Origin of the sequence: Pseudomonas sp. ZY71 (assembly GCF_036542145.1) — a bacterium.
Lineage (GTDB): Bacteria > Pseudomonadota > Gammaproteobacteria > Pseudomonadales > Pseudomonadaceae > Aquipseudomonas > Aquipseudomonas koreensis_A.
The window spans coordinates 2,818,093-2,840,865 of record NZ_CP144274.1; the positions used below are offsets into that span (position 1 = coordinate 2,818,093).

At 55.3% G+C, this 22,773-nt stretch carries 29 protein-coding genes; 13 read left to right on the top strand and 16 right to left on the bottom strand.

Translation table 11 applies throughout. The annotated features are described in order from the left end of the window. Positions 1 to 142: 142 nt before the first annotated feature. The 3 genes from VY732_RS12545 to pdxR all read right to left on the bottom strand — a co-directional run bounded on the left by VY732_RS12545 (position 143) and on the right by pdxR (position 2,634). Positions 143 to 547 carry a cupin domain-containing protein gene (locus VY732_RS12545; protein ID WP_116029092.1) on the bottom strand — a complete coding sequence of 135 codons (405 nt, stop codon included), beginning with the start codon at positions 545 to 547 and terminating at the stop codon, positions 143 to 145. A 236-nt stretch (positions 548 to 783) separates the two neighbouring features. Beyond that, positions 784 to 1,077, bottom strand: a complete 294-nt coding sequence (locus VY732_RS12550) for a putative quinol monooxygenase (protein ID WP_331695564.1) — start codon at positions 1,075 to 1,077, stop codon at positions 784 to 786. A gap of 123 nt (positions 1,078 to 1,200) precedes the next feature. After that, complete coding sequence (pdxR, locus tag VY732_RS12555) at positions 1,201 to 2,634, bottom strand: MocR-like pyridoxine biosynthesis transcription factor PdxR (protein ID WP_331695565.1); 1,434 nt, start codon at positions 2,632 to 2,634, stop codon at positions 1,201 to 1,203. Between the two features lie 311 nt (positions 2,635 to 2,945). Between pdxR and VY732_RS12560 the strand changes: the two genes are divergently transcribed. After that, positions 2,946 to 3,386, top strand: a complete 441-nt coding sequence (locus tag VY732_RS12560; RefSeq protein WP_331695566.1) for a carboxymuconolactone decarboxylase family protein — start codon at positions 2,946 to 2,948, stop codon at positions 3,384 to 3,386. A gap of 129 nt (positions 3,387 to 3,515) precedes the next feature. Here the strand turns inward: VY732_RS12560 and VY732_RS12565 are convergent, their stop codons facing one another. Beyond that, on the bottom strand, positions 3,516 to 3,830 hold the full coding sequence (locus VY732_RS12565) for a hypothetical protein (protein WP_331695567.1): 315 nt from the start codon (positions 3,828 to 3,830) through the stop codon (positions 3,516 to 3,518). A gap of 207 nt (positions 3,831 to 4,037) precedes the next feature. On the opposite strand from VY732_RS12565, the gene VY732_RS12570 reads away from it, so the two are divergent. The 3 genes from VY732_RS12570 to VY732_RS12580 are packed head-to-tail and all read left to right on the top strand — an operon-like array spanning position 4,038 to position 6,221. Next, entirely contained in the window at positions 4,038 to 4,703 is a 666-nt protein-coding gene (locus VY732_RS12570) for a secretin and TonB N-terminal domain-containing protein (protein WP_331695862.1), read from the top strand. Continuing rightward, the gene (locus tag VY732_RS12575) at positions 4,700 to 5,251 is read left to right on the top strand and encodes an RNA polymerase sigma factor (protein ID WP_008087984.1); all 552 of its coding nucleotides are present in this window, start codon (positions 4,700 to 4,702) and stop codon (positions 5,249 to 5,251) included. Before VY732_RS12570 ends, VY732_RS12575 begins: the two co-directional genes overlap by 4 nt. 31 nt (positions 5,252 to 5,282) lie before the next feature. Continuing rightward, a complete protein-coding gene (locus VY732_RS12580; RefSeq protein WP_331695568.1) occupies positions 5,283 to 6,221 on the top strand; it encodes a FecR family protein in 939 nt (312 codons plus the stop codon). A 698-nt stretch (positions 6,222 to 6,919) separates the two neighbouring features. On the opposite strand, the gene VY732_RS12585 is transcribed toward VY732_RS12580, so the two are convergent. Both VY732_RS12585 and VY732_RS12590 read right to left on the bottom strand, forming a co-directional pair. Further along, positions 6,920 to 7,528, bottom strand: a complete 609-nt coding sequence (locus VY732_RS12585; RefSeq protein ID WP_331695569.1) for a prepilin-type N-terminal cleavage/methylation domain-containing protein — start codon at positions 7,526 to 7,528, stop codon at positions 6,920 to 6,922. Then, complete coding sequence (locus tag VY732_RS12590; RefSeq protein WP_331695570.1) at positions 7,525 to 7,971, bottom strand: GspH/FimT family pseudopilin; 447 nt, start codon at positions 7,969 to 7,971, stop codon at positions 7,525 to 7,527. Before VY732_RS12590 ends, VY732_RS12585 begins: the two co-directional genes overlap by 4 nt. Positions 7,972 to 8,091: 120 nt before the next feature. On the opposite strand from VY732_RS12590, the gene VY732_RS12595 reads away from it, so the two are divergent. Then, positions 8,092 to 8,523, top strand: a complete 432-nt coding sequence (locus VY732_RS12595; protein ID WP_331695571.1) for a type II secretion system protein N — start codon at positions 8,092 to 8,094, stop codon at positions 8,521 to 8,523. 331 nt (positions 8,524 to 8,854) lie between these two features. Here VY732_RS12595 and VY732_RS12600 read toward each other — a convergent pair whose 3' ends face one another. The 4 genes from VY732_RS12600 to VY732_RS12615 all read right to left on the bottom strand — a co-directional run bounded on the left by VY732_RS12600 (position 8,855) and on the right by VY732_RS12615 (position 12,151). After that, positions 8,855 to 9,904 (bottom strand): ParA family protein, encoded by a 1,050-nt coding sequence (locus VY732_RS12600; protein WP_331695572.1) that lies wholly within the window; start codon positions 9,902 to 9,904, stop codon positions 8,855 to 8,857. A gap of 264 nt (positions 9,905 to 10,168) precedes the next feature. Next, a complete protein-coding gene (locus VY732_RS12605; protein WP_331695573.1) occupies positions 10,169 to 10,465 on the bottom strand; it encodes a hypothetical protein in 297 nt (98 codons plus the stop codon). Continuing rightward, positions 10,449 to 11,075 (bottom strand): nucleotidyltransferase domain-containing protein, encoded by a 627-nt coding sequence (locus VY732_RS12610; RefSeq protein WP_331695574.1) that lies wholly within the window; start codon positions 11,073 to 11,075, stop codon positions 10,449 to 10,451. The genes VY732_RS12605 and VY732_RS12610 overlap by 17 nt, the downstream gene beginning before the upstream one ends. Continuing rightward, the gene (locus VY732_RS12615; RefSeq protein WP_331695575.1) at positions 11,075 to 12,151 is read right to left on the bottom strand and encodes a pentapeptide repeat-containing protein; all 1,077 of its coding nucleotides are present in this window, start codon (positions 12,149 to 12,151) and stop codon (positions 11,075 to 11,077) included. Before VY732_RS12615 ends, VY732_RS12610 begins: the two co-directional genes overlap by 1 nt. A gap of 609 nt (positions 12,152 to 12,760) precedes the next feature. On the opposite strand from VY732_RS12615, the gene VY732_RS12620 reads away from it, so the two are divergent. From VY732_RS12620 to VY732_RS12640, 5 genes are all read left to right on the top strand, one after another. Next, positions 12,761 to 13,909, top strand: coding sequence for a hypothetical protein (locus tag VY732_RS12620; RefSeq protein ID WP_331695576.1), 1,149 nt, complete (start codon positions 12,761 to 12,763; stop codon positions 13,907 to 13,909). Beyond that, positions 13,906 to 14,289 carry a hypothetical protein gene (locus VY732_RS12625; RefSeq protein ID WP_331695577.1) on the top strand — a complete coding sequence of 128 codons (384 nt, stop codon included), beginning with the start codon at positions 13,906 to 13,908 and terminating at the stop codon, positions 14,287 to 14,289. Before VY732_RS12620 ends, VY732_RS12625 begins: the two co-directional genes overlap by 4 nt. A gap of 90 nt (positions 14,290 to 14,379) precedes the next feature. Then, positions 14,380 to 14,760, top strand: coding sequence for a hypothetical protein (locus VY732_RS12630; protein WP_331695578.1), 381 nt, complete (start codon positions 14,380 to 14,382; stop codon positions 14,758 to 14,760). 62 nt (positions 14,761 to 14,822) lie between these two features. Then, positions 14,823 to 15,110 (top strand): hypothetical protein, encoded by a 288-nt coding sequence (locus VY732_RS12635; RefSeq protein WP_331695579.1) that lies wholly within the window; start codon positions 14,823 to 14,825, stop codon positions 15,108 to 15,110. Positions 15,111 to 15,584: 474 nt separating this feature from the next. After that, positions 15,585 to 15,944, top strand: a complete 360-nt coding sequence (locus VY732_RS12640) for a DUF6124 family protein (RefSeq protein ID WP_034155636.1) — start codon at positions 15,585 to 15,587, stop codon at positions 15,942 to 15,944. Between the two features lie 157 nt (positions 15,945 to 16,101). Here the strand turns inward: VY732_RS12640 and VY732_RS12645 are convergent, their stop codons facing one another. Further along, on the bottom strand, positions 16,102 to 16,491 hold the full coding sequence (locus tag VY732_RS12645; protein WP_175554536.1) for a hypothetical protein: 390 nt from the start codon (positions 16,489 to 16,491) through the stop codon (positions 16,102 to 16,104). 130 nt (positions 16,492 to 16,621) lie between these two features. Continuing rightward, complete coding sequence (locus VY732_RS12650) at positions 16,622 to 16,963, bottom strand: hypothetical protein (RefSeq protein WP_331695580.1); 342 nt, start codon at positions 16,961 to 16,963, stop codon at positions 16,622 to 16,624. 592 nt (positions 16,964 to 17,555) lie between these two features. On the opposite strand from VY732_RS12650, the gene VY732_RS12655 reads away from it, so the two are divergent. Continuing rightward, positions 17,556 to 17,915 carry a DUF6124 family protein gene (locus VY732_RS12655; RefSeq protein WP_158830392.1) on the top strand — a complete coding sequence of 120 codons (360 nt, stop codon included), beginning with the start codon at positions 17,556 to 17,558 and terminating at the stop codon, positions 17,913 to 17,915. A gap of 176 nt (positions 17,916 to 18,091) precedes the next feature. Here the strand turns inward: VY732_RS12655 and VY732_RS12660 are convergent, their stop codons facing one another. After that, positions 18,092 to 19,033, bottom strand: coding sequence for an aromatic alcohol reductase (locus tag VY732_RS12660; RefSeq protein ID WP_331695581.1), 942 nt, complete (start codon positions 19,031 to 19,033; stop codon positions 18,092 to 18,094). A gap of 96 nt (positions 19,034 to 19,129) precedes the next feature. On the opposite strand from VY732_RS12660, the gene VY732_RS12665 reads away from it, so the two are divergent. After that, positions 19,130 to 19,588 (top strand): winged helix-turn-helix transcriptional regulator, encoded by a 459-nt coding sequence (locus tag VY732_RS12665; protein WP_331695582.1) that lies wholly within the window; start codon positions 19,130 to 19,132, stop codon positions 19,586 to 19,588. 111 nt (positions 19,589 to 19,699) lie between these two features. Here VY732_RS12665 and VY732_RS12670 read toward each other — a convergent pair whose 3' ends face one another. From VY732_RS12670 to gspI, 3 genes are all read right to left on the bottom strand, one after another. Next, the gene (locus tag VY732_RS12670; protein WP_331695583.1) at positions 19,700 to 20,269 is read right to left on the bottom strand and encodes a LemA family protein; all 570 of its coding nucleotides are present in this window, start codon (positions 20,267 to 20,269) and stop codon (positions 19,700 to 19,702) included. Positions 20,270 to 20,272: 3 nt separating this feature from the next. Beyond that, positions 20,273 to 21,376, bottom strand: coding sequence for a hypothetical protein (locus VY732_RS12675; RefSeq protein WP_116029071.1), 1,104 nt, complete (start codon positions 21,374 to 21,376; stop codon positions 20,273 to 20,275). Between the two features lie 404 nt (positions 21,377 to 21,780). Next, a complete protein-coding gene (gene gspI, locus VY732_RS12680; RefSeq protein ID WP_122843694.1) occupies positions 21,781 to 22,167 on the bottom strand; it encodes a type II secretion system minor pseudopilin GspI in 387 nt (128 codons plus the stop codon). A gap of 147 nt (positions 22,168 to 22,314) precedes the next feature. On the opposite strand from gspI, the gene gspG reads away from it, so the two are divergent. Beyond that, positions 22,315 to 22,773 (top strand): type II secretion system major pseudopilin GspG, encoded by a 459-nt coding sequence (gene gspG / locus VY732_RS12685; protein WP_273914941.1) that lies wholly within the window; start codon positions 22,315 to 22,317, stop codon positions 22,771 to 22,773.

Sequence of the window (22,773 nt, forward strand, 5' to 3'; positions counted from 1 at the left end):
CCCGCCAAGCTGACAATTTGCTGTAATAAAAGCTGAGCAATAGTCTGATTCGCTTTAACCCTTAATCACTAATTGCCCCGGGAAATAAAAAGGCGCCAATCGTCGATTTGCGCCCGTTTATTTATGGCTGGTTAAACAGCCATCAGTTTTTCAGCGGGATCAACACTTGCTCATCCGGGGCCAGCACCATGAACACCAGTAACTTCGCAGGTTTGCTTTGGCTGGCATTTTTCGAGACCAAATGTTCGGAACCAGCAGGCTCGTACCAGAACTGGCCCTTCTTGTAGGTAATCGGTTGTTCACCTTTGACCTGGGAAATCACTTCGCCTTCGAGCACATAAGCCATCGCCGTGCCGTCGTGTTTGTGGGCAATGGAGGACTGGCCGGGTTTGTAGTCGACCTCGATCATCATGGCTTTTTTGCCGGGAGCGTTTTTCAGCATCTGGTCTTGCAGGACGGTGACTTTTTCCGACGGGTCGTGGGCGAAGGCGGCCGAGGTGCAAAGGCTCAGGGCGAGGGCGGCGGCGAAGAAGGGCAGGGCTTTCATGGCGGGTTACCTGTGAGGATTGGGGGTGCAATCACAGTAGTCCGCAGGGGTAAGCATTCAAACGGCCAATATTCGGGAAGATTGGGTGACCAATTGGCGGGGTTTCAGAAAGGTTATCGGTGTGGCGGAGTACGCCTTCGCGAGCAAGCTCGCTCCCACAGGTTCTGCGGTTGCTCACCTATTTTGTGAACAACAAATAACCCTGTGGGAGCGAGCCTGCTCGCGAAGGCGTCAGATCAGACGATAGGGAAACTATTGAAATCAACGCTATTGGCCAACCGACTATCGATCAGGTCAATAAACCCCTGCGCCTCGGGCCGCTTGAAATGCGCCTGCATCGCCGCTTCCGACTGCCAGCGGGCACTGACCGTCCAGCGGTGGCTGTCCTCGGGGCAGCGGTCGACCAGGTAGGAATCGCAGCCCGGTGTTTCGCGCAGGGTCTCGACGATCTTCTGCAGTTGCCGGCCCAGTTCATCCGAGCGGCCGGCCGCAGCCTGCACCTGGACCGTATTGATCACTTCGTTGGACATTGCTCACACTCCTGAATCAGGCCGGACGAATCCTGCTCATTGAGGGATAACGCCTGTGCAGGATAGGCCTGCACCCCCGGAACACCAATAACCAATCGGCGGTTAAATCTTCAGGCCAATCGCTCAGGCGACCTGCTGGAGGATGTCGCGCAGGCGATCCAGCGCAATGTCGATGTCGAGGGTTTCGATGGCGCCGAAGCCGAAATACAGGCCGTTCTTCGCCGGTTGCTGATGATAAAAACCATTGATCGAGTACAGCCCGACTTCGACTTTTTTTGCCAGTTCGATTACCAGCGGCAAGTCGATCGGCACCTTGCAGAACACCGCCATGTGGAAACCGGCACTGGCCGGTACCGCCTCCAGCCATGGCGCCAGATCGCTGGCCATGCGCACCAGAATCCGCTCGCGGCGCTGGGCATAAATGGCGTGACAGCGGCGGATATGCTTGAGCAGGCAGCCCTCGGCGATGAACTTGGCCAGCGCCCATTGCGGCAGGGTCGAGGCGTGCAGATCGGTGAGCTGCTTGGCGCGGATCACCGCCTCGAGAATCGCCGGCGGCAAAATCGCATAACCCAGGCGCAACTCCGGCAGCAGGGTTTTCGAGAAGGTGCCGACGTAGGCGACGATGCCGCGCTGGTCGAGGTTGTACAGCGAATCGGTCGGCCGGCCTTCGTAGCGAAACTCACTGTCATAGTCGTCCTCGATGATGATCGCACCCAGTTCGTGGGCGCGAGCCAGCAAGGCTTCGCGGCGCGCCTGACTCATCGGCATGCCCAGCGGGAACTGGTGCGACGGCGTGACATAGATGAGGCGCGTGCCATCGGGGATGTGCTCGACCTGAATGCCCTCGGCATCCACCGGAATCCCGACCACCTCGGCGCCATGGGTGCCGAACAACAGGCGTGCCGGCGGATAACCCGGATCTTCCATCGCCACCCGACTGCCGGGGCGAATCAGCACACGGGTGATCAGGTCCAGCGCCTGTTGCGCGCCGTTGCACACGACGATGTCTTCATCCTGACAGTTGATCCCGCGGGAAAACGCGATGTGCCGGGCAATCGCATTGCGCAGCGCCGGCAGGCCTTCGGCGACACTGTAGAAACCTTTCGACTGGCTCATCTGGCGCATCGCATGGGCGACGCAGCGGCGCCAGTCATCCTGCGGAAACTGGCCCTTGCTGGTGGCGCCGCCGATGAAGTCGTAGCGCAGCGAGCCTTCCAGCGTCGGATGGCGCAGGAACACCGGCAGATTGCGCCAGCTCTCGATCACTTCGGCACTGGCCAGTTCGCTGTGGCTTTGCTTGCGCTGGATCTGCGCCGGACGGGCGTTGACGTAGGTGCCTTTGCCGATGACCCCGGTGAGGAAGTTTTCGTAAGTCAGTTGCGCGTAGGTATCGGAAATGGTCTTGCGCGAGATGCCCAGTTGCTCGGCGAGCAGACGGCTGGGCGGCAGTTGTGTGCCAGCGGCCAAGCGCCCGGACTCGATGGCCCCGCGCAGTTGCTGATACAACTGACCGGCAAGATCCTTGCGGCCGTTGATCACGACGTGAAGTTCCATACCGACGAGGCTCCCGAGGCTATTTGGCGTGCCTGCCAGATTACCGCTGAAGCGTGATCGGCAATAGTTGCCTACCCGAAAAACCCGAAATTGGCCCCAATCCCCTGTAGGAGTGAGCCTGCTCGCGATGACGGTGGCACATCCGACAAAAATGTTGCCTGACACACCGCTATCGCGAGCAGGCTCACTCCTACAGGGATTCGTGCTCGGCTCATGGTGATTGGTGTAGCGGTTTTCCGTGCAATTGGGGCTGTAATGCATGGCTGTCGGCGTTTACGGTGAACTCATTATTCCGTCCACCGAGAACCGCCATGTCCCCGCGCCTGGATTACTACAACGCTTCGCCCAAGGCGATGAAAGCGATGATTGCCATGGAGGCGCTGACCAGCAATCTCAGCATCGAGCAGCCGCTGCTGCAATTGATCCGGATCCGCGCCTCGCAGCTCAATGGCTGCGCGTTCTGCACCGATATGCATTCGGTGGATGCGCGGCGGGCCGGGGAGAGTGATCGGCGGTTGTATGCGATCGCGGTGTGGCGCGACAGCAACTTCTTCAACCCGCGCGAACGTGCGGCGCTGGCTTGGGCCGAGGCGGTGACGTTGTTGGCGGAGAGCCGTGTGCCTGATGACGTTTATGAGCAGGCGCGCGAGCAATTCAGCGAAGGCGAACTGGTTGACCTGACCATGGCCGTGACTACCATCAACAGCTGGAATCGCCTCGCGGTGAGCTTCCGCCAAACCCCAAGCGATTGAGCCCGCAATGATCGTTCCCACGCTCTGCGTGGGAATGCAGCCCGGGACGCTCCGCGTCCCCTCCAGAGCCGAACGCGGAGCGTCCGTTGAGGCATTCCCACGCGGAGCGTAGGAACGATCGGTGGCGTGTCATTGCGGTGGGCGTTGCGGTTTCACCGAGGTACCAAACGTATTGCCCATCCGCGTACTGGTCGCCGCTGGCGTCGCGAGCCCAACCTGATTCGGCGGCCGCTTATTCACCGGCACATTCAGCGCCTCCTGATTCTTCTCCGCCGCCGCAGCACCTTGCGGGTTATTGCCCATCTGCTGGCTCAAACAGTCGTAATTCGGCGCCTTGTAACCGCCGACCGTCACCTCGACACAGCCCAACGGTTCCTCGGCATAGGCGCTCGCCAGCGCCATCAACAACAGCCCGCCAAGGCTTAATCGCCACAGTGTGTTCATGCTCGCCTCCTGGCCGGCCCGGAGGGGCCGCGCTTTGGCTTGAGTCTAGTGCAAGCCGTGCGCAATTCCCGTGATGGTTTTTTTGCACCGCCCGTCACACCAGATTCATAAACAGCCCTCAGGATGACGATTTCCAAGGATTCGTCAGCCGTGCAGCGAGGCAATTCCACGGACGGTTTTCAGCGTTCAACGAGGCTTGTGCGCCGGATGTGTCTGGGGTGGCTGCTCGGCTGTTCAGTGGGCCACGCCATGGCCGACGCGGTGCCGGCGGATATGCGCATGACGCTGCACATTCCGGCACAGGATCTGGCACACGCGCTGGATCAGTACAGCCACGCCACTGGCGTTGCGGTGCTGGTCGACAGTCAGTTGAGTCGCGGTCGACGTTCGCTCGCGGTGGACGGTGAATACACCGCCGCCGATGCCCTGCGTCGATTGCTCGGCGGCAGTGGTTTGATGGCGCGGTATGCCCGCGACGATGCGTTTACCTTGCAAGTGGCGCAGGTCGAAGACGTGCCGGCGCCGGCACAAAAACAGACGCCGGAAAGCGTCGCGGTCAACCGCAGTTACGCCACGGCGGTGCAAGCGGCGATCGAGCGCAACCTGTGTCGCTCGCCGCTGACCCGTCCGGGCAGTTATCGCGCGGTGTTGCAGGTCTGGGTTGGCCGCGATGGTTTGGTGCAGCACAACCGGTTGGTCACTTCGACCGGCGATGTACGGCGCGACAACGCGCTGGTGGAAAGTTTTCGCAATCTCAAAATCGACCGGCCGACGCCCAGCGCCTTGCGTCAGCCGGTCACGTTGCTGTTGTTACCGGAGTCGTCAGGAAAACGCATGGAATGCACCAAATGGGAAGGAGTTTCCGGGGGATGAAAGACACCGGACAAGGTTCGATGGTCCAACTGTTCCTGACGTCCTACGAGGACTTTCGGGTGCGCCTGCGCCGGCGTCTCGGCTCGGAGGATCTGGCCAACGACGTGCTGCACGAAACCTACCTGCGCGTCGACCGCATGGAGACGCCGCCGAACGTCCTGCGGCCGAATGCCTACCTCTATCGCATGGCCCTGAACATCGCCGCCGACCGGCGCCAGGCCGATGCGCGCCTGCTCACCGGCGAGGAAGTCGAGGAGCTGCTGCAAATCGGCGACGAAGCCCTCGACCCGGCGCGAGTGGTCGGTGGGCAAAAGGAAATCCAGTCACTGCTCAACGCCCTCTACGAACTGCCCGCACGCCGTCGCCGAATCTTCATCGCCGCGCGTCTGGAGGAGGCGCCGCACCTGGAAATCTCCCAGCGCTTCGGCATCTCCACGCGCATGGTCGAGAAGGAAATCAAAGCCGCATTGGGCTTCTGCGCCGCAAAACTGGAAAGAAAAGTGTTTCAGCGGTTCGGTCGCGGGGCCGGAAAACCGTCTTCTGAATAGTGCCCGATCAATTCGTTGAGAATCTGCGCGTTTGAACATCTTTCGACTGACACCTGCCGAGCCATCGGCGGCCGACAATCTGCACAGCGAAGCCCGCGACTGGCTGGTCCTGCTGACCTCCGGCCGCGCCACCGTGGCCGACGCCCGCGCCTTGCGCGAATGGTGTGCGCAGAGCGCCGAGCATGCCCGCGCGTTCGAAGAGGCCAAGCGGTTGTGGCAGCAGTTGCAACCGGCCGTGGAGCAAATGCAGGCGCCGCGCGGGTTTGGTCGACGTGCTTTTCTCGGGGGGGCGATTGCTGCGTCGGCGGCGTTTTTGCTGGTGCGCGGGACGATTCCTGGTGGTTTTGAAGGGCTGGGCGCGGACTTCATCACTGAAGTTGGCCAGCAGCGTCGTTTTGAACCGGCGCAGGGTGTGAGCCTGGAGCTGAATACTCAGACGCGGATCAATCAGCGCTCAATCGATAACGGCGTGCAGGGCTTCGAATTGGTCAGCGGCGAAGTCGAAGTGCAGACCGCGCGGTTGCCGCTGGCGATGCAGGCTGGAGGAGGGTGGTTGCGCGCCAGTCAGGCACGTTTCAACCTGCGCAACACTGATCAGCAAGTCTGCGTGACCTGCCTCGATGGTGCGGTTGAAGTGGATGTTGAAGGTCGTAGCCTGCGCCTCGAGCCGGGCCAGCAAGTGACCTACGACGCACGGCAAGTCGGCAGCGTACAAAGTGTCGACACAGCCGCCGTGATGAACTGGCGCCAACAAGTGCTGGTCTTCAACGGCGCAACCCTCAGCCAGATGATCGACGAAATCAACCGCTACCGCCCCGGCATGTTGCTGCTGCTCAACCGCGAACTCGGCCAACGCCGAGTCCAGGCGCGCTTCAGTCTTGACCAACTCGCCGGTGTCGCGCTGCTGATTCGGGATGCCTATGGCGTCAAATGCACCGAGTTGCCGGGTGGCGTCGTTGTTTTGAGTTAGTTGGTTTGAACGTGTACATATCCGTTGCTGCGGTAACGGCCGCTTAGGGTTCCGCCCTTACGGCGGGTCACCTTTTCCAAACGCCGAAAAGGTAACCCAAAAGGCTTGCTCCTGCGTGCGGCCCGCTCGCTAAAGCTCGGGGTTCCTTCGCTCCGGGATCCATCCGGGCGCATCGCCTACGGTTTGCTTCGCTGCACCTCCTCTCGATGCATTTGGCTGCGCCAAACGGTCGCTGCGCTCCTACCCCCGGATGAATCCCTCCACTCAGCCTTCCGACGTCGCCCGTGGAACAAGATCAAAAGCTGCAGCCGAGCTAACGCTCATCCTGTTGAGTGGGGCGGCTTTGCCGCTTGGGTTGTACGCAAATTAAAAACTGTGGGAGCGAGCCTGCTCGCGAAGGCGTCCTCACATCCAACCAATCCCCAACTGACCTCACCCAATCCCACTGTAGGAGTGAGCCTGCTCGCGAAGACGGCCCAACAGCCAACCAACCCCCAACTGACTACCCCCAATCCAATTGTAGGAGTGAGCCTGCTCGCGATGACGACCTCACAGCCAACCAACCTCCAACTGACTACCCCCAATCCAATTGTGGGAGCGAGCCTGCTCGCGAAAGCGATCCATCAGTAACAGCCATGTTGACTGACCCACCACGCCCGCGAGCAATCCCCTTCCACATTTAATTCATGGCCAGCAAATCACTCCAACGGCCCAATCACCTGCCGATACTTCTCCACCCCCTGCGCAGTCCCCCGACTCAACCGAATCTCCAACCCCAACGGATCCTCCCGCCGATTCCCACTCAACTGCCGCCACCCCTTATCCACCTCCCAAACCCGCACCTGCACATCACTGACATCCTGCAAAACAGCAACCCCATTCCCAGGCGCCGGCAACGGATACCGACTCCGCGCTTCAGCCACCGCCCGATACAAAGTGTCGCCCTTGACCCACCACCGCACCCGCTGCAAAGCCCCCGGCTGATCCGCCGCCGTACGAATAATGTCCAGCCGAAACCCCTTACTGTCGCTACTGCGCACAGTCAGAGCGGGCGGGGCGGTCGGCGGCTCATCATCCACCCCAACCTTCTTCGGCTCGGTCAACTCAATCCCCGCGCGCATCTCCACATCCCGCTGCAACTGATTCAGCGCGCGCAACAAACCGTCACTCTGCTCACTGCTCGCCTGCAAATGACTGTCCGCCCGCGTCACACTGTCCAGCCCCCGCCAGGCAATCAGACTCACCACCGCCATCAACAAAATCGCGACCATCACCTCAATCAACGTAAACCCTTGCTGGCGCTTCATTGCAGGCTGATCCTTCCACTGCCATCACGCAGCACACTCAAGCGATTCAACCCATCCGACAACGTCAGTTGCAACGGCGGATTGATCCACTCAGCGTTCAGCACAACCCTCTGTTTCGGCTCCACCCGCACCTCCATCTTCGGACTCTGCCAGGCACGCGGCCGCAACTGCGGATCCTGCGCGAAATGATCAAACCCCTTGCCACTGTCACTGCGCCGACTAAACCGAAACCCCTTGGCATCACTCACCCACACAATCGCCCGGCCATCCGCGCGGGCTTCCGCCTGCGCCACCTGCAGCAACTGCACCACACGCTCGGCATCCTTGCGCAGCAATTGCAACGGATCCGGCTTGATACTCAGGCTGATCGCCGCACTGGCGATGCCGATGATCACCAGCACCACCATCAACTCGATCAGCGTAAAACCCTGTTGCCTGTTCATCACGCGCGCGCTCCTTTGCGTCCTGCGCCATCGTGCACGGCCAACATGTAAGGCGTGTGAAATAAAACGGAGAGAATTGCCGCGTAGGCTGACAGCAGGGATAAAAAGGAGATTCAACCCATGACCTTCACCGCACGCTTTTCCCCACCCCAAATGGTCCAGGCCCTCGCACTGCTCGCCGCGCTGGTCGGCGTAGCGACGTGGTCGTCGCTGCTGCTGACCTCCGCCGAATCACACACCCCGGCAGCCGCCCCGCAGTTGCTGGCGGCGCGCAGTGATAGCCCGGCGTTGCAGTGGTTTTCCAATCAAACGGCACCGGTGGAGATCAAGGTGAGCGGGGTGATGGCGGGGAGTCGGGGGGCGGTGGCTATATTGAGTTTGAATGATGGGCCGCCGAGGAGTTTTTTGCAGGGGGAGAAGGTTGGGCCTGGGGTGAAGTTGGTGGCTGTGGAGGGGGATGGGGTGGTGATTGAGCAGGGTGGGGAGAGGGTGCGGCTGGTCTTGGATAAATTGCCGGGAGTGCTTGTATTGCCGAGGCTAACAAGGCCCTGAATTGTATGGTCTTAGTAGGCTGTTTTTGCCGTTCAATCGGTGCCAGTACGAGCATCTATGCAGAAAGTGAACTGACACAAAAATATTTGTTGCTGCTTTCGACCAAAACTGGATATTCGAAGTTTCTACAATACTAAGGACGATCAGGGTGGACTAGAGTATAGCAGGTGTTCAGGTCAACCTTCTTCAAACTAAAACCACCAGTGAAGAAGACATGAAGTTAGGCAACCTAAGCCTGAAAATGGTTATATCAAGAACCCCATTCATTAAAACCCGATGGGATAATTATGAATGGAGTTATGTGCAAAGCCTTTGAGAGGGTCAGGCGTATTCAGAGTTTATGGACCAGATCTTCAATAGTCTTTTTACACAAATCTCGCTGCTCTTTGGCTACTTGAATCTGTTCGCCATATACCTCGTATTTATTTCTGTCCATTCGACTCATGGGGATTCCTTGGTTCGCTGCGACTACACCAGCGCTGTTAAAATCCCTTAGCTCGACACTATAGGCTTCTTCAAACTCAGATTGTGTCTTTGGAGTAACTTTCGTAGTAATGAATCTGTCCGGGTTTTTACTGTACTCTTCGTACATTTTTTTTGTTGCTTCATTAGACAATGCTTTGAACGCGTGAGCAGCACCTTTCTGTTGAGTAAATCTGTTCCCTAACAACAGCGCTATCTTTGGTCGCTCAATACCGAACGCATCTACTTTTGATGAAAAAGTATATTTACCATAGACTGGATGGGTTTTTTCAGTGCCCCAAATAAGATTAAATAGTCCTGTAATTGCGAATATCGAAGAGTCATCAGCGTTGATTGGTACTAATAGATAATCTCCGGACAAGATAGCTATTTGCGTATAAACTGAGAAGCTAGGGTTTGTATCGATAAAGTAAGTGCAAGGGCGATCACTTAATTGACGGGTTGTCAAATCCTTTATAATTGTATGAATGTCGATCCATGGCTTATCTGTCTCAGATAGTGGTGTCGCATCTGCGCGCTCAGACAGAAGTGGAGCGATTAACTCCAAGTTTCCGTCGCCAGACAAAAGATAGAGGTTTTCAGGTACGTGCTGATTTACATCAATTAGCTTGGTGATGTATTTATCTAAATCAGAGGTCCCTGAGCGGGTAATGCTGTCAGTAATGTACCCGACAACCGTTTTTGGCGTGCTTAATGTGATGAATTCTTGGAGTTTTATCTCTGCTTCCTTTCCACCACCCATCAGCATCATCGAGACGTTCGCTTGGGGGCACATATCAATAACGACAACGTCGCGATCCGGATTTTCTTCTGCATATACCGAAGCAACATGAAAAGTAATAGTGCTTTTTCCCACTCCACCTTTGTTGTTCCACATCACGTAACTTTTATTTGTCATACCGATTCCTTTTCTGTGTGATTAATAAAATTTTAGTATTTCGGCCTAGAAGGCAAGTCGACAATAAGTAATAGCATATTGCCTGATGTCGCGTGTGCGGAAAATTTAATTTTGATGGTGGAATCGGTAAAATCAGCTGCCGGACTACCGCTAGAGGGAATAGCAATACAGACAAGGCCAAAATCCATCCATCTCAGAGTATGAAACTACCTCTAAGTTTTGAAAAATGGTGCTCCACTCCTCAGATTGGTGAACCCTCAGCGATCAGCGAGCCATGACAGTTTTCTCCACTTCATGAATCAGGCTCTCCACCTCTACTGAAAGAGTACGGTACTCCTCAGTAATCTGCTCCTGGCTCTTGTTCGCTAAGAAAAACAGCTTCTCCGCCGCACGAATTACTAAGGTGTGTAGTGGGTCATCTAAGGAGATACGATTGGAATGAGCCCAGCGTGCAATACCGCCTGATGACAAACCAAAGAGCTCTTCCTGCCACTCGAGCTTGTTGACGATACTAATAACAGCTCGTTGTGCATCAATTCGGTTATTAAATTCGCGTTTCATTCGTGTTTTCCTCCAGGCGATCCATCCATAATCGGATCACATCGATGACTTCTACCACCGCCGCAACCTCTTGCTTCGAAATTAGGCTGCCATAACCACGAGATGACAACAACCGTGCCCTGACGAGAATTTCGTAAACGTTACGGGATACTGGCAGCACAGGCTCTACATTTAGTGCCGAATAACGAGAAAACTCCGCCTTGCCGCAATAAATGGAATAACACATCGCTGCGTTACGAACAGCTAAAAATACGCACGAAAGATTGAAAATAGAGTTTTCCGCGCCTGCCAGCAATGCAGCGACGGCGCCATCAAAAAGCTCTCTAAACTTGGCGAGATCGAACTCAATTTCTTGATACTTCGCTGGCACTCCTAGTCCTGACAAGAAGTCACTACCATCACAACTAAACACCAGTTTCGACTCAAAATGGAGATGCCATACAAAGGGGTTGCCAACGCGCCAAAGTTCTTGGAGCTTATCGTAGGTGTAAATAGAGAACTGTTTAGCATCAATAGGGGGTTCGCCACCTTTTATGCATGCCAACATATCGATATCTGACCCGTGGTCGATCTCACCGCGGCAAACGGATCCAAAAGCGTAGATATGCATCACCGCCTCCCGAAACGCTTGACTAAGATAGCGGTCAAGAACGCAAATCCCAGCAGGCGCAACGCCGCAATACTCGCGGACAGCAGCGGTGGAATAACGTCAGGAAGCGGCTTCACACCTAAGAATAGAGCAGGGGCATCGAAAAAGCTTTGCAGGAAGCCTGAGAACGGCTTCGCGTCAGGCGAGTAGATCATATCGATGAGCCCCACGGCAAAAATCACCCAAATGATTGATTTGAGCAATTTTGTAACGCTTTCACCGTTCCCCCAAATAAAATCTAAAGCTCTGAATTCTATCCATTTAAAAAACTGCCAGACCCGGGATAGTCCAACATATTTTTTACGATGATAATCGCTATTGCTACTCCAGGATTCTTTTAAAAAAATTTCCGTAGCTTCAAGCTCTACAACGATTGCACGATTAACGGCTTTTGCATCCCCAATTTGTTGGTAATTCATCCTTAAGGTTCGTGCAAATTTCAATTTCAAATTATTGCGTTCCGGCGCAGCGTTCAAAATATCGTCGTCAATTTGACTGCGTTCGAAAATCGCATATTCAAATTTGCAGCCTGGAAACGTGGATTGGTTTAAATTACAAGAAATAAACCTGCATCCAGTGAAGTTGCAAGAATCAAATACGCAGTGATTGAAATAGCACGTATCAAATATGGTTTGAAAGAAAGAAACATTTTTAAATATTACATTTTTCGCGCTGACCCGCGTGAGAACTTTACGATGAAACGTATCTTGATCATTTTCAACTGTCTTTAATTCGACGTCTATCCAGCGATCAGATATCTTCTCACGCTCGTCAGCTTTGAGCAGTGATGGCTTTTCAGGTATTTCGGAGTTGGCGGCGTTGTTCGGTACACCGGATGTATGCAGTTTTGCATCCATAACGTCTGCTTGCGGAATCGCCGTTTCCGAACGTGGGGATGAACCTGCCACTGGTTCGGCAGTCGGAACCAAGAGATCCTCGGTGGCGTCCATTACCGTAGGAACAACGTCTGTTGACGTTTGATGGTGCTCGTTGTGCCGATTCACCAGTTCAGCACCGTCCAGCTGGTTCGAGGACATAGTCAGTCAATCCATGGCTAATGAAAAAATCTAAATTCATCTTCGACCGAACTCATCTGTATCAAAACCAGTCCCGCAAAAGTATTGTCGGCCATCACACGTCTGCCACCCCCGAATAGCCCAACTGACAAGCATCTTAACCGACGCCAGGGCTCAGCGGGAATGGTCAAAAATAAAAAATCAGCGTCTCTTTCCAAAATAATAACGCGCGTTAAATGCTCGCATGCTCCGCTTGCTGGGAAGGATGATGCAAAAATCGCTAACCACAGTTTGCCTAATCTTTTTTCTCCTCAAAACCCTGATCCACCGTCCGCTTCTGGTTGTAGTCACCGATGGGCTGAGCGTCTGCTTGGGCCGAAAGCGGCGGTCGCTACCGGCCATAAAAGACAGCCAGCGCTGGCAAATTATACGGCCCTACCGTGAGTGGCCATCTGCTGCCATACAACCATCTTCCCTCACCAGTTATCCTGCGCACCCCGCGAATGACAGGAATCAGCCGTTTGGGCACAGCTTTTTAGGCTTTGTCCTACAGCCAGCACGTGGGCTTTTCGATAGCGTCGGACTGTCGGAACCTCAAGTCGGGATTCCCGAAGTGAACAAGGATGATGCATGAGTGAATATGGAAACGTACCAAGGCCCGCACTACCTAACCCGCCAAGAAAACAGGTCTACCGTGGCGTAGAACCGACTGATCTGCACGCCAAGCACTGGGCAGAATACCCTGAGGCTCCCGCAGAGAAACCGACCGCTGCGAAGCCACCAGCGGAACCCGGTTTCTATATCGTTCAGCAAGTCATGCCGCGCTCTGCGCTAGAAGCAGCATTGTTCGATAAGCCGGATGGTGCAACGCTCGAGAAATTCTCGCGCCTCAACCCTCACGTCACCGGGTACGCCAAGCCCGGGCAGCTCATCGTGTTGAGTGATCCGAACAATCCTCAGTGCACGCGTGAAGAAGCGTTGCTCATGGAAGCGGCGCAGAAAGTGGACGCGGCGCTCAAACCCATGAGCGACGAAGAGGCGAGCTTCATGGTTCGCTATCAGAGCCAGATTGAGTCCATTCTTTCGCAAGGCTCAACATCAATCGGTGTTGGTGAGTCGATATTCGCCAAGAACCTGGGAGACGTGACAACGTCGCTGAAGGAAATCGAAACGCTGCACCAGAAAAGTTTTCAGCGTGACGGTCACTTGCGTAGTTCGGAGTTCTTTGATGAACGCGCACGACTGTTTGCCAAGCTTGATAGGCAGCTCACCGGGTTAACCAGAAAGGGCATCGGTTTCCCTGATCATCCAAGTTTGAAATCAGCCCTCGGCATCTCGAGCAAAAGCTTGGTGCATCACTGGACCCTAGCCGGTGCTCCGGGACAGATTCCCGGTTACGCCACTCACGCAGAAGGTGTCGCCAGAGCGGCCAAGGTTGTTAAGTACGGCGGCTGGATTGGTACTGCCGTAGGAGGCGGGGCGTCTTACATGAAGGTTCAAGAAGTCTGTGCGGCAGGTAACAAGGATGCCTGCGAAAAGATCAAATATACCGAGGGTGGTAGTTTCATTGGTGGGGTGGCCGGTGGCGCGATGACAGGAGCAGCACTCACTGCTCCAGTGGTAGGTGCAATCTGTGTGGGGCTTGGCGTGCCAACGGGTGGATTGGGAACCCTCGCTTGCGGCGTGGTAGTTGTAGCGGCAGGCTCATATGCTGGCGGGGCGGTAGGAGGGGCCGGCGGTGAAATGTTCGGCGAAGTGATTTACGAGGTGACTAAATGAATACCGCTGAACTGGTAGTCGGAGGATTGTGTGGCGTAGTAATTATCTCGATGCTCATCTGGATCGGGATTGCTCTCTACATTGCACATATCAAGATGGACGTGATCCTTGAACACCTCAAAAACAGCTCTGCCGGCGCTAGGTTAGCTGCGCTGAAGCACGGAGGTGCGTGGGGCAGATTGCTTTTAGTAGGTGGTGCCTCTGGCCTCGTTACGTTCACGAATTTCTATATGAGACGCGGCACGCTCAGCGCCGATGACGTAGAGAATTTTCCTTCGTCACTCAAGCAGAGACTTGTGTTGATGCAATGGAGCGCAATAGCACTGCTTTCTGCGATGGTTGTGCTGGTTGCTTTGGGGAAATCAGGAGTACTCAAGTAACCGGATGAGAAGTGTGCTCAGCCCCGTTTGAGCGCTTGGAAACTAAAAGCGAGTGAACTGGTGAGAAAATCTACTCGGCAGGGAAGTGAGTTGAACGTGGTTGATAAGGTACTTCTGTCCATTGCCATCGTTGATCTGGCAGGGCTGATTCTTTGGATAGGCCTCTGTTTGCACCTGGCCTATACGAAGATGGATTTGATGTTGGAGCACCTGAGGAATTGCTCGGCCATCATGACTCGGGCGCCGCTTCGGCATGGTGGGCCATGGGGAAAGCTTCTGCTTGTAGGCGGCATTTCGGGAGTTGTGACGTTCCCTCGGTTCTATTTGAAAAGGGGTGAGCTGAGCTCTGAAGATTTGGCCAGTTTCCCAGCTCCCCTCAAACGGAAGCTGGTAATGCTGCAATGGAGCGTCATTTCTCTGTTGTTGGTCATGATCAGCTTTGGAATCGCTGTTAAGTCAGGTTTTGTTTAGCGCTGCTGAACACTGAGTCATCAAAGCCAAAAAAATCTGCTTCCACCTCCGGCACCGAAAAAATGAAAAAGCTTTTAATCGCGGCAATCCTCGTTGTGGCGACCATGCTCTACGTCGGCTACTACAACGCCGTTGAGGATGGCGACATCGAGACGATTGTCTTCATCAAAAAGCACCCGACGTTCCAGATGAAGTTCTACAACATCCACGCCAATGATGGAGAGATCAGGAAGGTAGAGCGCCTGACGACGAGGGAGCGGGGATGGATTATTGATTACTGTAGGTACCGGTTGGGCATCGATACAGACCTGAGCACTCAGGATGACGTCGATATGTGCTGGAAGAAATAGCAATATTTGTATGGCCGAGGTCGTCAGTTACAACTAGCAATCTCGGCCATTTTCTTTCGTCTGTTGGGGCGAGGGGACAAGTCTGTCGTGGTATCCGAGATGCAATGAGCGGCCCGATAAACGCCAATGTTTAAAAAGACATCTCCAGACACTCTCTCAGGCTACACACCCTTGCGCCTTTGCCTACAGCTACGCCAGAATCCGCCGGCTTGTGCGCTTTGTACCTGGTCTTTATTGTCTACGTGTCGCTGGCAACCCAGCGACCGGGTTTAGCGACCCGACCAGGTATAAGTACAACGACGCTCCAGTTTGTCGCAGACGTTTGCGACGACGATATGGTGGCTGTGCGTGGGAGACCTTCGGGTCTGCCGGGTCTTATACCTCTCGGTTCGCTAACCCGCGCACAGCTGCCACCCTTACTTGTTTAGCGACAGGTGTTGGTGGTTCCACCAGGTATAAATTTGGAGCTTCACCATGATCAAACCAACACCCAACCCGCCCGAAACCGCCTCGGTTTCCCCCTACGAATCCATCGATTCCAGAAAACTCCACGAAGCCGCCGACCGCGCGCTCGACCATTACCTCTGTCCACCCGGTTCCACGCCGCCCCCACGTAAAAACCGTGGGATGTACGCCGTGACGGCGGACAACAAAACCGAAGAACTGCTGGTCGATGCCAGTGCAACACTCGCTTCGGCCAAAACCATCGCCCAGAACGTCTCCAGCCTGTTGCCGGCATCGCAGCGCCATGCGCTGGCGGGGATTGCGCAGTTGATCATGCTCGGGGAGTTGGCGGTGAATCGGGCGTTGGATAATTTGCAGTTGCCGGAGTGATGCGGGGGGCGGGATCACTTGGTGATTGATCAGGTGTGAACTCTGGCGCCTTCGCGAGCAGGCTCGCTCCCACAGGGTTTTGTGCTGATTGCAGATGTTGTGTGCGACGCTGAAACCTGTGGGAGCAGTCGATTATTACCGTGTCGTCTTCGGGTGGTTATTGGGGCGCCTCGGGACATTCGCGGGTCCATCGCGTCACGGTCATGTCATTGAATTGCTCACCGATGGTATCGACGCGTAGGCAAATTCCTTTCTTCGCGTAGTACAAGATGCAGCGCGTACTATCAAAAGAGCAGTTATCCAGTTCGAAGAACTTGTGTGCTGCCAGCTCCTTCTCCACGCCACTGTATTCATAGCCGTCGGTGGTGTGCATTCGCGTCGGCTTCCAGCCTTGTTTGACTAGCTTGGACTTGGCCGCAGCCAAACGCTCACCGACGACGATGTCTGCTGGCCCTCGCTGGTCGTTTGGCGCCTGTGAGGCATCGGCAAACGCTGCGCTGATACCCATGCAATAAACTGCGACAAGTACGAGGGTTGAGGCCTTCATTGGACAGCTCCTCCGCAGATTTGTAGGTCGATAAAAAGTCTGGATACTCGGCGTAAGGTTGCGGAGGATAGTGATTCTTCTTGCCTGGACCTTCGGGAAGCGCCGCCCACTTCGTTGTCGATTTCTGGTTTCAATCCTTTTCAGGGCATTTGAAGTTCCAGGAATAAATTTTCATGTCTTTGACTTCTTCGCCGACAGTTCCTACACCTAAACAAGCTCCGTTCTTGATGTAGTTGAAGCTGCAGAAACGGACGCCCTCCGTGCAAGACTCGATTTCAATGTAGCCTTTTCTTTGGATGACGTTTTCGACCCCGAACTCACCTGAGTAGGACGGATTCGGCTTCCAGCCATTTTCAATCAAAGCTTTTCGGGCTTTCGAAAATGGCATTCCCTCTTTGATAGGAACGTCTGCTGCGCTAGAAAATAAACTGACGCAACATAAAAGGCTGATGGCTAATATTTTTAGTTTCATTTAACAGTACCGCCAAAAATCTACCGTCCATGTACATTTGCGTCGCACAGAATGCCTGAGGCAAAAGTTGCGCTCAACATTTCTTACAGTCCTTTGATTGACTGTTGGTGAGTGGCTTCTGTCGAGTCACTCGCAATGCCTTTACGCCCCGACTGGGTTTACGTTTTGTGCGCGGGAAAAATTGCCGGTAATGGGGCAGATTCGTTTAAGTGGGGGAGGTGCCGCATTAACGTCTCGATAAACATCAATGTTTAAAAAGACATCTCCAGATACTCTCTCAGGCTACACATCCTTGCGCCTTTGCCTACAGCTACGCCAGAATCCGCCGGCTTGTGCGCCTTGGGGGCGGGTTCTATTGTGGTGCGGTCGCTGACGCATCAGCGATCGGATTTGACCGTCCGCCCAATATCAAGGCGCGCCAGCGTTCTGCACGTGTTCAGGCATTGTCTGAAATCATGTCGCGGTGGCTGTGCGTGGGACACCTTCGGGTGTGCCGGAGTCCTTGATGTCCGGTCGGTCAACCCGCGTACAGCTGCCACCCAGTTTGTTTGACCGCGAACGGTGGCGGCTCCAATCATCAAGGAGCTTCACCATGATCAAACCAACACCCAACCCGCCCGAAACCGTCTCGCTTTCCCCCTACGAATCCATCGATTCCAGAAAACTCCACGAAGCCGCCGACCGCGCGCTCGATCATTACCTCTGTCCACCCGGTTCCACGCCGCCGCCACGCAAAAACCGTGGGATGTACGCCGTCACTGCCGACAACAAAAACGAAGAACTGCTGACGGATGCCAGCGAAACGCTCGCTTCGGCCAAAACCATTGCGCAGAACGTTGCCAGTCTGTTGCCGGCGTCGCAGCGTCGGGCGTTGTTGGGGATCGCGCAGTTGATCATGCTCGGGGAGTTGGCGGTGAATCGGGCGCTGGATAATTTGCAATTGCCGGAGTGATGCGGGTGCTGGGATCACTTGGTGATTAATCGGGTGTTCATTCTGGCGCTTTCGCGAGCAGGCTCGCTCCCACCTTTGAGTGTGTTCCAAGGTGGGAGTGTGCTGGCTCTTCAGCCGCGATAAATGTCGAGAGACCTACGAGTTTCTGTACCTGCGATTGGGGGGCTTTCTTTGCATCAATCGACTGCCAGGTTGTCCCGAGCCCACTGTTCAGCCGTAGTGACCTGAATCGACTGCTGTTCGTTGAATGTCCCCGCTTTCGGCCACGACACGCCTCTGCCTTGGGCAAATACGGCGCGGTATTTTTTGATGTGGTGAGTGGGGTCTTTTTCCAGTTCCTGCATCAGGTACGGAACCGTCCAGACATTACGCTTGAACGGCCGCCCCAGCACACGTTCAAGCAGGCTCGCCACCTGCCCATACGTCACCGTGTCGCCAGCCAGGTACACGATCTCATTGCGAAAGCGCGGTTCGAAGAAAACGATGTCCGCTGTCAGCTTGCCGATGTCCTCCGGTGTCGTGAGCGTCACGCTGGTTTCCAGGCTGCCCAAGGCGTTGACGGTGTGGTTGTCAAAATCGACGACCTCAAAGACCGGCTCGAACAGAAAACTGGTGAACATGCCGGTCGAGATGATCACCCATTCGGTTTTGTCCTGGGCGCGCAGCAACTCGCGCACGTCGAGTTGCGCATCGAACAAATCCTGTGGGCTGCCCCGACCAATCACTTCGAAATCGACGCCAAACTGCCAAGGGAAATAGCGCTTCACGCCGGACCTGAGCGCTGCTGTGGCCAGTTTCATCGGCGTTTCACGGCCCGCGACCATGCCTGCGCAGCCTATGACGGTGTCGAATGCTGCGAACACTTCGGCCAGTTGATCGATGGAATCGTTAACCAAGTCTGCAGCGACCAGTTGGATGCCGAGACTGCGTAGTTCATCGATTTCCAGTTTTTTTTCGGGGGCTTGCGTGTTGATGGTCGAATCCCTGAGCAGGACGCTGATGGTGCTGCCGGGCGAGCGCTTTGCTACCTGCGCAAGATTGCGCAGCACCGGCAGGCCGAGTTCGCCGGCGCCGAGTACGAGAATGGATTGTGGGGAGGGGTGGGTCGCTGCGGTCATGATGTCTCCTGAGATTCGTCGTCTGTATGATCTGCCGATGCTGGCACGATTGCGCAGCGCTCAGAAGAAGGCACACGCGTGATACCAGGGGGACACATGACCGATGAGGAAACCCTTAGCCAGGCAGAAGCGATCTGCCAGACGCTAAGACGAGACGATGATGGCGTGCGGCGCGAAGTCCTGGCGCACGCCGGTAGCCGCTGGTCACTGGGTATCCTGCATACCCTGGGTGTGTACGGCACGATGCGTCATGCCGAGATCAAACGGCAAATGACGGGCGTGACTCAGCGCATGTTGACCAAGACGCTGCGCGCGCTGGAACGCGATGGTCTGCTGATACGGCGGGAGTTGGATCAAGTGCCGCCCCATGTTGAGTACGAGTTGACGGCGTTGGGGATGGAGCTGTTGGTTCGTATGTCGCCGATTTGGACTTGGGTTGTGCAGCACGTGGATGATTTTCGCGAGGCGCGTCGGGTGTTTGATGGTCAGAGTGGGAAAAAGCCTTCGTGGCAGGTTCCGGTGGTGGGGCTGGTTGATTCAGAAGGGGCTGATTGAACGCTCGTGCCATTGAATGGTTCGCGCCCCAGAAATCAGCGGCGGATCTATTCAAGAAGGCAGGTGATCGACCACCACCCTCACGGGTGATGGTTGATTGCTTAACGCAGGTTAGATATTCGGGGTGTAAGAGAAACTCTGCGAAGCTTCGGTATCGGTGAATGGCGTAACTCGCGGTTTCTTGTTGAACAGGCCATTGACGACCGAGCCGGGGAACATTTCGACGGTGTTGTTGAACAGTTCGACGTTGCGGTTGTAGATGGTGATGGCTGCGCCGACGTTCTCTTGTTGTTCGGCAATTTCACGCATCATGTTGTTTGCCGCTTCCGATGCTTTCAGGTCAGGGTAGGCCTCGAAAGCGATGCGCAAGCCACCCATCAGCTCCCGGGTGGCGGTTTCAACGGTCGTGAGGGCATTGCCATTGGCGCCCGCAGGCAGGGCGTTGACCGCGCTGCGAAGGCCGGTGATCTTTTCCAGGAGGCTGGCCTCATAGACCATGAAATCTGCGAGCACTTTTTGAAGCTGGTCGAGCACTTTGGTCTTCTGGCGTTCGTAAACGAGGACGTCTGACCATGCACGTTGTACTCGGTTGTGTCCCCCAATGATGCCGTTGTAGATGCTGAATCCCCCGATGATCATGACGACAGCGATAACAGCGGCGAGGATGAGTGCAATGTCCATGGCTTACTTCTCTTTGCGGTTTGTAGGGGTAAGGGAGCTGAAGTTGTCATCGTGCAGCTCACTGAGTGCATGGCTCCATTGGAGCACAGACATCAGGCGCGGCAGTTCGATACCAGCAGAAATTTCTGCGTAAAAATATTTGGGCGAAGCCAGCGAATACTGAGCACCGTACGCGAGCAGGTCGCTGCTCTCAAAACTGAGGCAGAGCTCTCCACTGTCGGAGAACTCCAGGTTCGGACGATGGAGGATGTCGAACAGCTTCAGCAAGTGGAGCACCGTCGAAGGCTTGATGAATTTCGCACAGAGCATCTCGCTGCGACCGGTCAAACGGAACGCTTTATTGAAATCCGGAGAAGTCGTGTCCATGGGGTGCGAATAGTCGTTCTTTGACTGGTGATCCGATCTGACCGATATTCCGGTGACCCATGGAAATTCGATGACCAAACTGTAGCGATCGTAGTGGTCATAAACCACTCGAGTCTCCGTTTTGGTATTGCCCTTTTCGTCGGTAACCGTGGTATGTACCTCTCGTTGGTTGACATAGTGCAGCTGGCGGTACGTGTAAGGGAGGTCGCGCAACGTGCCGGTGAATACGCCCTGTATCGACTCGACCAACTTGCGGCTGTAGTCGCCCCGGCGGTAATCACCAAATTCCGTGTCCAGCTCCTTGAGGATCGCGGCCGAGTCTTCTCTCAGGAAAGTCAGTCCGTTGTGGAAGTAGGATGACAGTCGAGCAATTCTTTTACTGAGCGACGGCAACCGATCAGATTTGGATTTCATCCATGTCAGACTCCAAATGGCAATCACGATGCCAAGAAAACCAGTACCGATGCCGAACGAGTCGGGATCAATTTCCAACCGGTAAAAGAACAGAGCGACGCTAGAGATATTCCCAATCCAATAAAGGACCACAGCACTCGCAAGCAATAACAGGCCAGTGCCGAAAAACCACCATGCGCGTGTGCGATCGAATTCGAGCGGGCCACGATACGAGGCGAACTCATGGATCACCTTCAATAAGTCGGTGTTGGACTTAGCCCTGTCAACACTGGCTTCGCTCACGGCCAGCAACTTATTTAACCTCGTGTTCTGCGATGGGTTGGCCATGTCAGGTATCCATTGATTCAGAGATGCCTGAAGCGGGAGCAGCGGCCCGGATTGAGGATTTGGCGCTATTCATAATCTGTCAGAAATTTGAAAAAGGAGGGGACGATACCATTGTCATGGCAGTGATGGCTTCTCGCCTGTTTCAGTCTGGAGGGCAAAAGCTACCCTCACCCCAGCCCTCTCCCGGAGGGAGAGGGGGCCGACCGAGGTGTCTTGCGGGGTACGTCGACCTGAAAGATTTTGGCGATTATGGTTTTGGTGAAGGGCCTTGGCGATTATGGCTTTGGTGAAGGATCTTCGATTTGGCTTTGTGAGCTTGGCCATTTTGGATTCAATGAATGGCTTTCAAGTCGGTGTAGCTCTCGAATATCCCCCAATCGGTCCCCTCTACCTCTGGGAGAGGGCTAGGGTGAGGGGCTTTCCGTTCGAGACAACAAGGTCTCAAGCCTGGCCAGCGGCGGCGCATCCTGGTTGCGGTCGAATACCTGAATGCCAATCTTGAGTAAGCGGCCATTTTCGGCTGCGCTGATCACCTGTTCACAGCGCAACAATAACCGCCCCTGATCACATTCCTGCGCTTTCATACCCATCGGCAACTTCCCTTCCAAGCGCAACTCCGCCATCCGACTCTGCGCCGCAATCAGCGCCACCGACCGATCCCGTAAAACCCCGCTGCTCTGCGTCATCAACCCCGCCACGCGCACAGCCGCCGACATCGCCACGGCAATAATCGCCAGCGCCACCAGCACTTCAATCAATGTGAAACCCGCTTCCCGCGAACGCGCACGCATAAACCGCCCAAAACCAAAACCCAGCCCTCGACGCTAACCCGCGTGCTTGACGGCTTGACGACGAAAACACCCGAGGATTTTCAACATCACTGACATATCTTCTTGCAACACTGCGCGTCGAATCGAATCAAGCCAGGGTATGTCGAGATGGATATCGCACCTTTCAAATCGCTTCAGCAACCGTTGCGCGCGCCCCGTGGTCAGCAGGGTTTTACCCTGATCGAGATCATGGTGGTCGTGGTGATTTTGGGGATTCTCGCGGCGATGGTGGTGCCCAAGGTGCTCGACCGGCCGGATCAGGCGCGGGCGACGGCGGCGAAGCAGGATATTGGTGGGTTGATGCAGGCGTTGAAGTTGTACCGCCTCGATCACGGCACTTACCCGAGCATGAATCAGGGGCTGAAGGTGTTGGTGGAGCGGCCGGCGGATGCGAAGAACAGCAATTGGCGCTCGTATCTGGAGCGCTTGCCGAACGATCCGTGGGGGCGTCCTTATCAGTACCTCAACCCCGGCGCCAATGGCGAGATCGACATCTTTTCCCTCGGTGCCGACGGTCAGCCGGACGGCGACGGCGTGAATGCCGATATCGGTTCCTGGCAGTTGTAA

Excerpts from the sequence above, each read along its gene's own strand:
- VY732_RS12665 (WP_331695582.1), top strand. The coding sequence starts at position 19,130 with ATGACCGATGAGGAAACCCTTAGCCAGGCAGAAGCGATCTGCCAGACG.
- pdxR (WP_331695565.1), bottom strand. The coding sequence starts at position 2,634 with ATGGAACTTCACGTCGTGATCAACGGCCGCAAGGATCTTGCCGGTCAG.
- VY732_RS12570 (WP_331695862.1), top strand. The coding sequence starts at position 4,038 with ATGTGTCTGGGGTGGCTGCTCGGCTGTTCAGTGGGCCACGCCATGGCC.
- VY732_RS12560 (WP_331695566.1), top strand. The coding sequence starts at position 2,946 with ATGTCCCCGCGCCTGGATTACTACAACGCTTCGCCCAAGGCGATGAAA.
- VY732_RS12550 (WP_331695564.1), bottom strand. The coding sequence starts at position 1,077 with ATGTCCAACGAAGTGATCAATACGGTCCAGGTGCAGGCTGCGGCCGGC.
- VY732_RS12565 (WP_331695567.1), bottom strand. The coding sequence starts at position 3,830 with ATGAACACACTGTGGCGATTAAGCCTTGGCGGGCTGTTGTTGATGGCG.
- VY732_RS12640 (WP_034155636.1), top strand. The coding sequence starts at position 15,585 with ATGATCAAACCAACACCCAACCCGCCCGAAACCGCCTCGGTTTCCCCC.
- VY732_RS12675 (WP_116029071.1), bottom strand. The coding sequence starts at position 21,376 with ATGGCCAACCCATCGCAGAACACGAGGTTAAATAAGTTGCTGGCCGTG.
- VY732_RS12605 (WP_331695573.1), bottom strand. The coding sequence starts at position 10,465 with ATGAAACGCGAATTTAATAACCGAATTGATGCACAACGAGCTGTTATT.
- VY732_RS12670 (WP_331695583.1), bottom strand. The coding sequence starts at position 20,269 with ATGGACATTGCACTCATCCTCGCCGCTGTTATCGCTGTCGTCATGATC.
- VY732_RS12635 (WP_331695579.1), top strand. The coding sequence starts at position 14,823 with ATGAAAAAGCTTTTAATCGCGGCAATCCTCGTTGTGGCGACCATGCTC.
- VY732_RS12660 (WP_331695581.1), bottom strand. The coding sequence starts at position 19,033 with ATGACCGCAGCGACCCACCCCTCCCCACAATCCATTCTCGTACTCGGC.
- VY732_RS12620 (WP_331695576.1), top strand. The coding sequence starts at position 12,761 with ATGAGTGAATATGGAAACGTACCAAGGCCCGCACTACCTAACCCGCCA.
- VY732_RS12545 (WP_116029092.1), bottom strand. The coding sequence starts at position 547 with ATGAAAGCCCTGCCCTTCTTCGCCGCCGCCCTCGCCCTGAGCCTTTGC.
- VY732_RS12650 (WP_331695580.1), bottom strand. The coding sequence starts at position 16,963 with ATGAAACTAAAAATATTAGCCATCAGCCTTTTATGTTGCGTCAGTTTA.
- VY732_RS12610 (WP_331695574.1), bottom strand. The coding sequence starts at position 11,075 with ATGCATATCTACGCTTTTGGATCCGTTTGCCGCGGTGAGATCGACCAC.
- gspG (WP_273914941.1), top strand. The coding sequence starts at position 22,315 with ATGGATATCGCACCTTTCAAATCGCTTCAGCAACCGTTGCGCGCGCCC.
- gspI (WP_122843694.1), bottom strand. The coding sequence starts at position 22,167 with ATGCGTGCGCGTTCGCGGGAAGCGGGTTTCACATTGATTGAAGTGCTG.
- VY732_RS12575 (WP_008087984.1), top strand. The coding sequence starts at position 4,700 with ATGAAAGACACCGGACAAGGTTCGATGGTCCAACTGTTCCTGACGTCC.
- VY732_RS12655 (WP_158830392.1), top strand. The coding sequence starts at position 17,556 with ATGATCAAACCAACACCCAACCCGCCCGAAACCGTCTCGCTTTCCCCC.
- VY732_RS12585 (WP_331695569.1), bottom strand. The coding sequence starts at position 7,528 with ATGAAGCGCCAGCAAGGGTTTACGTTGATTGAGGTGATGGTCGCGATT.
- VY732_RS12595 (WP_331695571.1), top strand. The coding sequence starts at position 8,092 with ATGACCTTCACCGCACGCTTTTCCCCACCCCAAATGGTCCAGGCCCTC.
- VY732_RS12615 (WP_331695575.1), bottom strand. The coding sequence starts at position 12,151 with ATGTCCTCGAACCAGCTGGACGGTGCTGAACTGGTGAATCGGCACAAC.
- VY732_RS12645 (WP_175554536.1), bottom strand. The coding sequence starts at position 16,491 with ATGAAGGCCTCAACCCTCGTACTTGTCGCAGTTTATTGCATGGGTATC.
- VY732_RS12590 (WP_331695570.1), bottom strand. The coding sequence starts at position 7,971 with ATGAACAGGCAACAGGGTTTTACGCTGATCGAGTTGATGGTGGTGCTG.
- VY732_RS12600 (WP_331695572.1), bottom strand. The coding sequence starts at position 9,904 with ATGACAAATAAAAGTTACGTGATGTGGAACAACAAAGGTGGAGTGGGA.
- VY732_RS12625 (WP_331695577.1), top strand. The coding sequence starts at position 13,906 with ATGAATACCGCTGAACTGGTAGTCGGAGGATTGTGTGGCGTAGTAATT.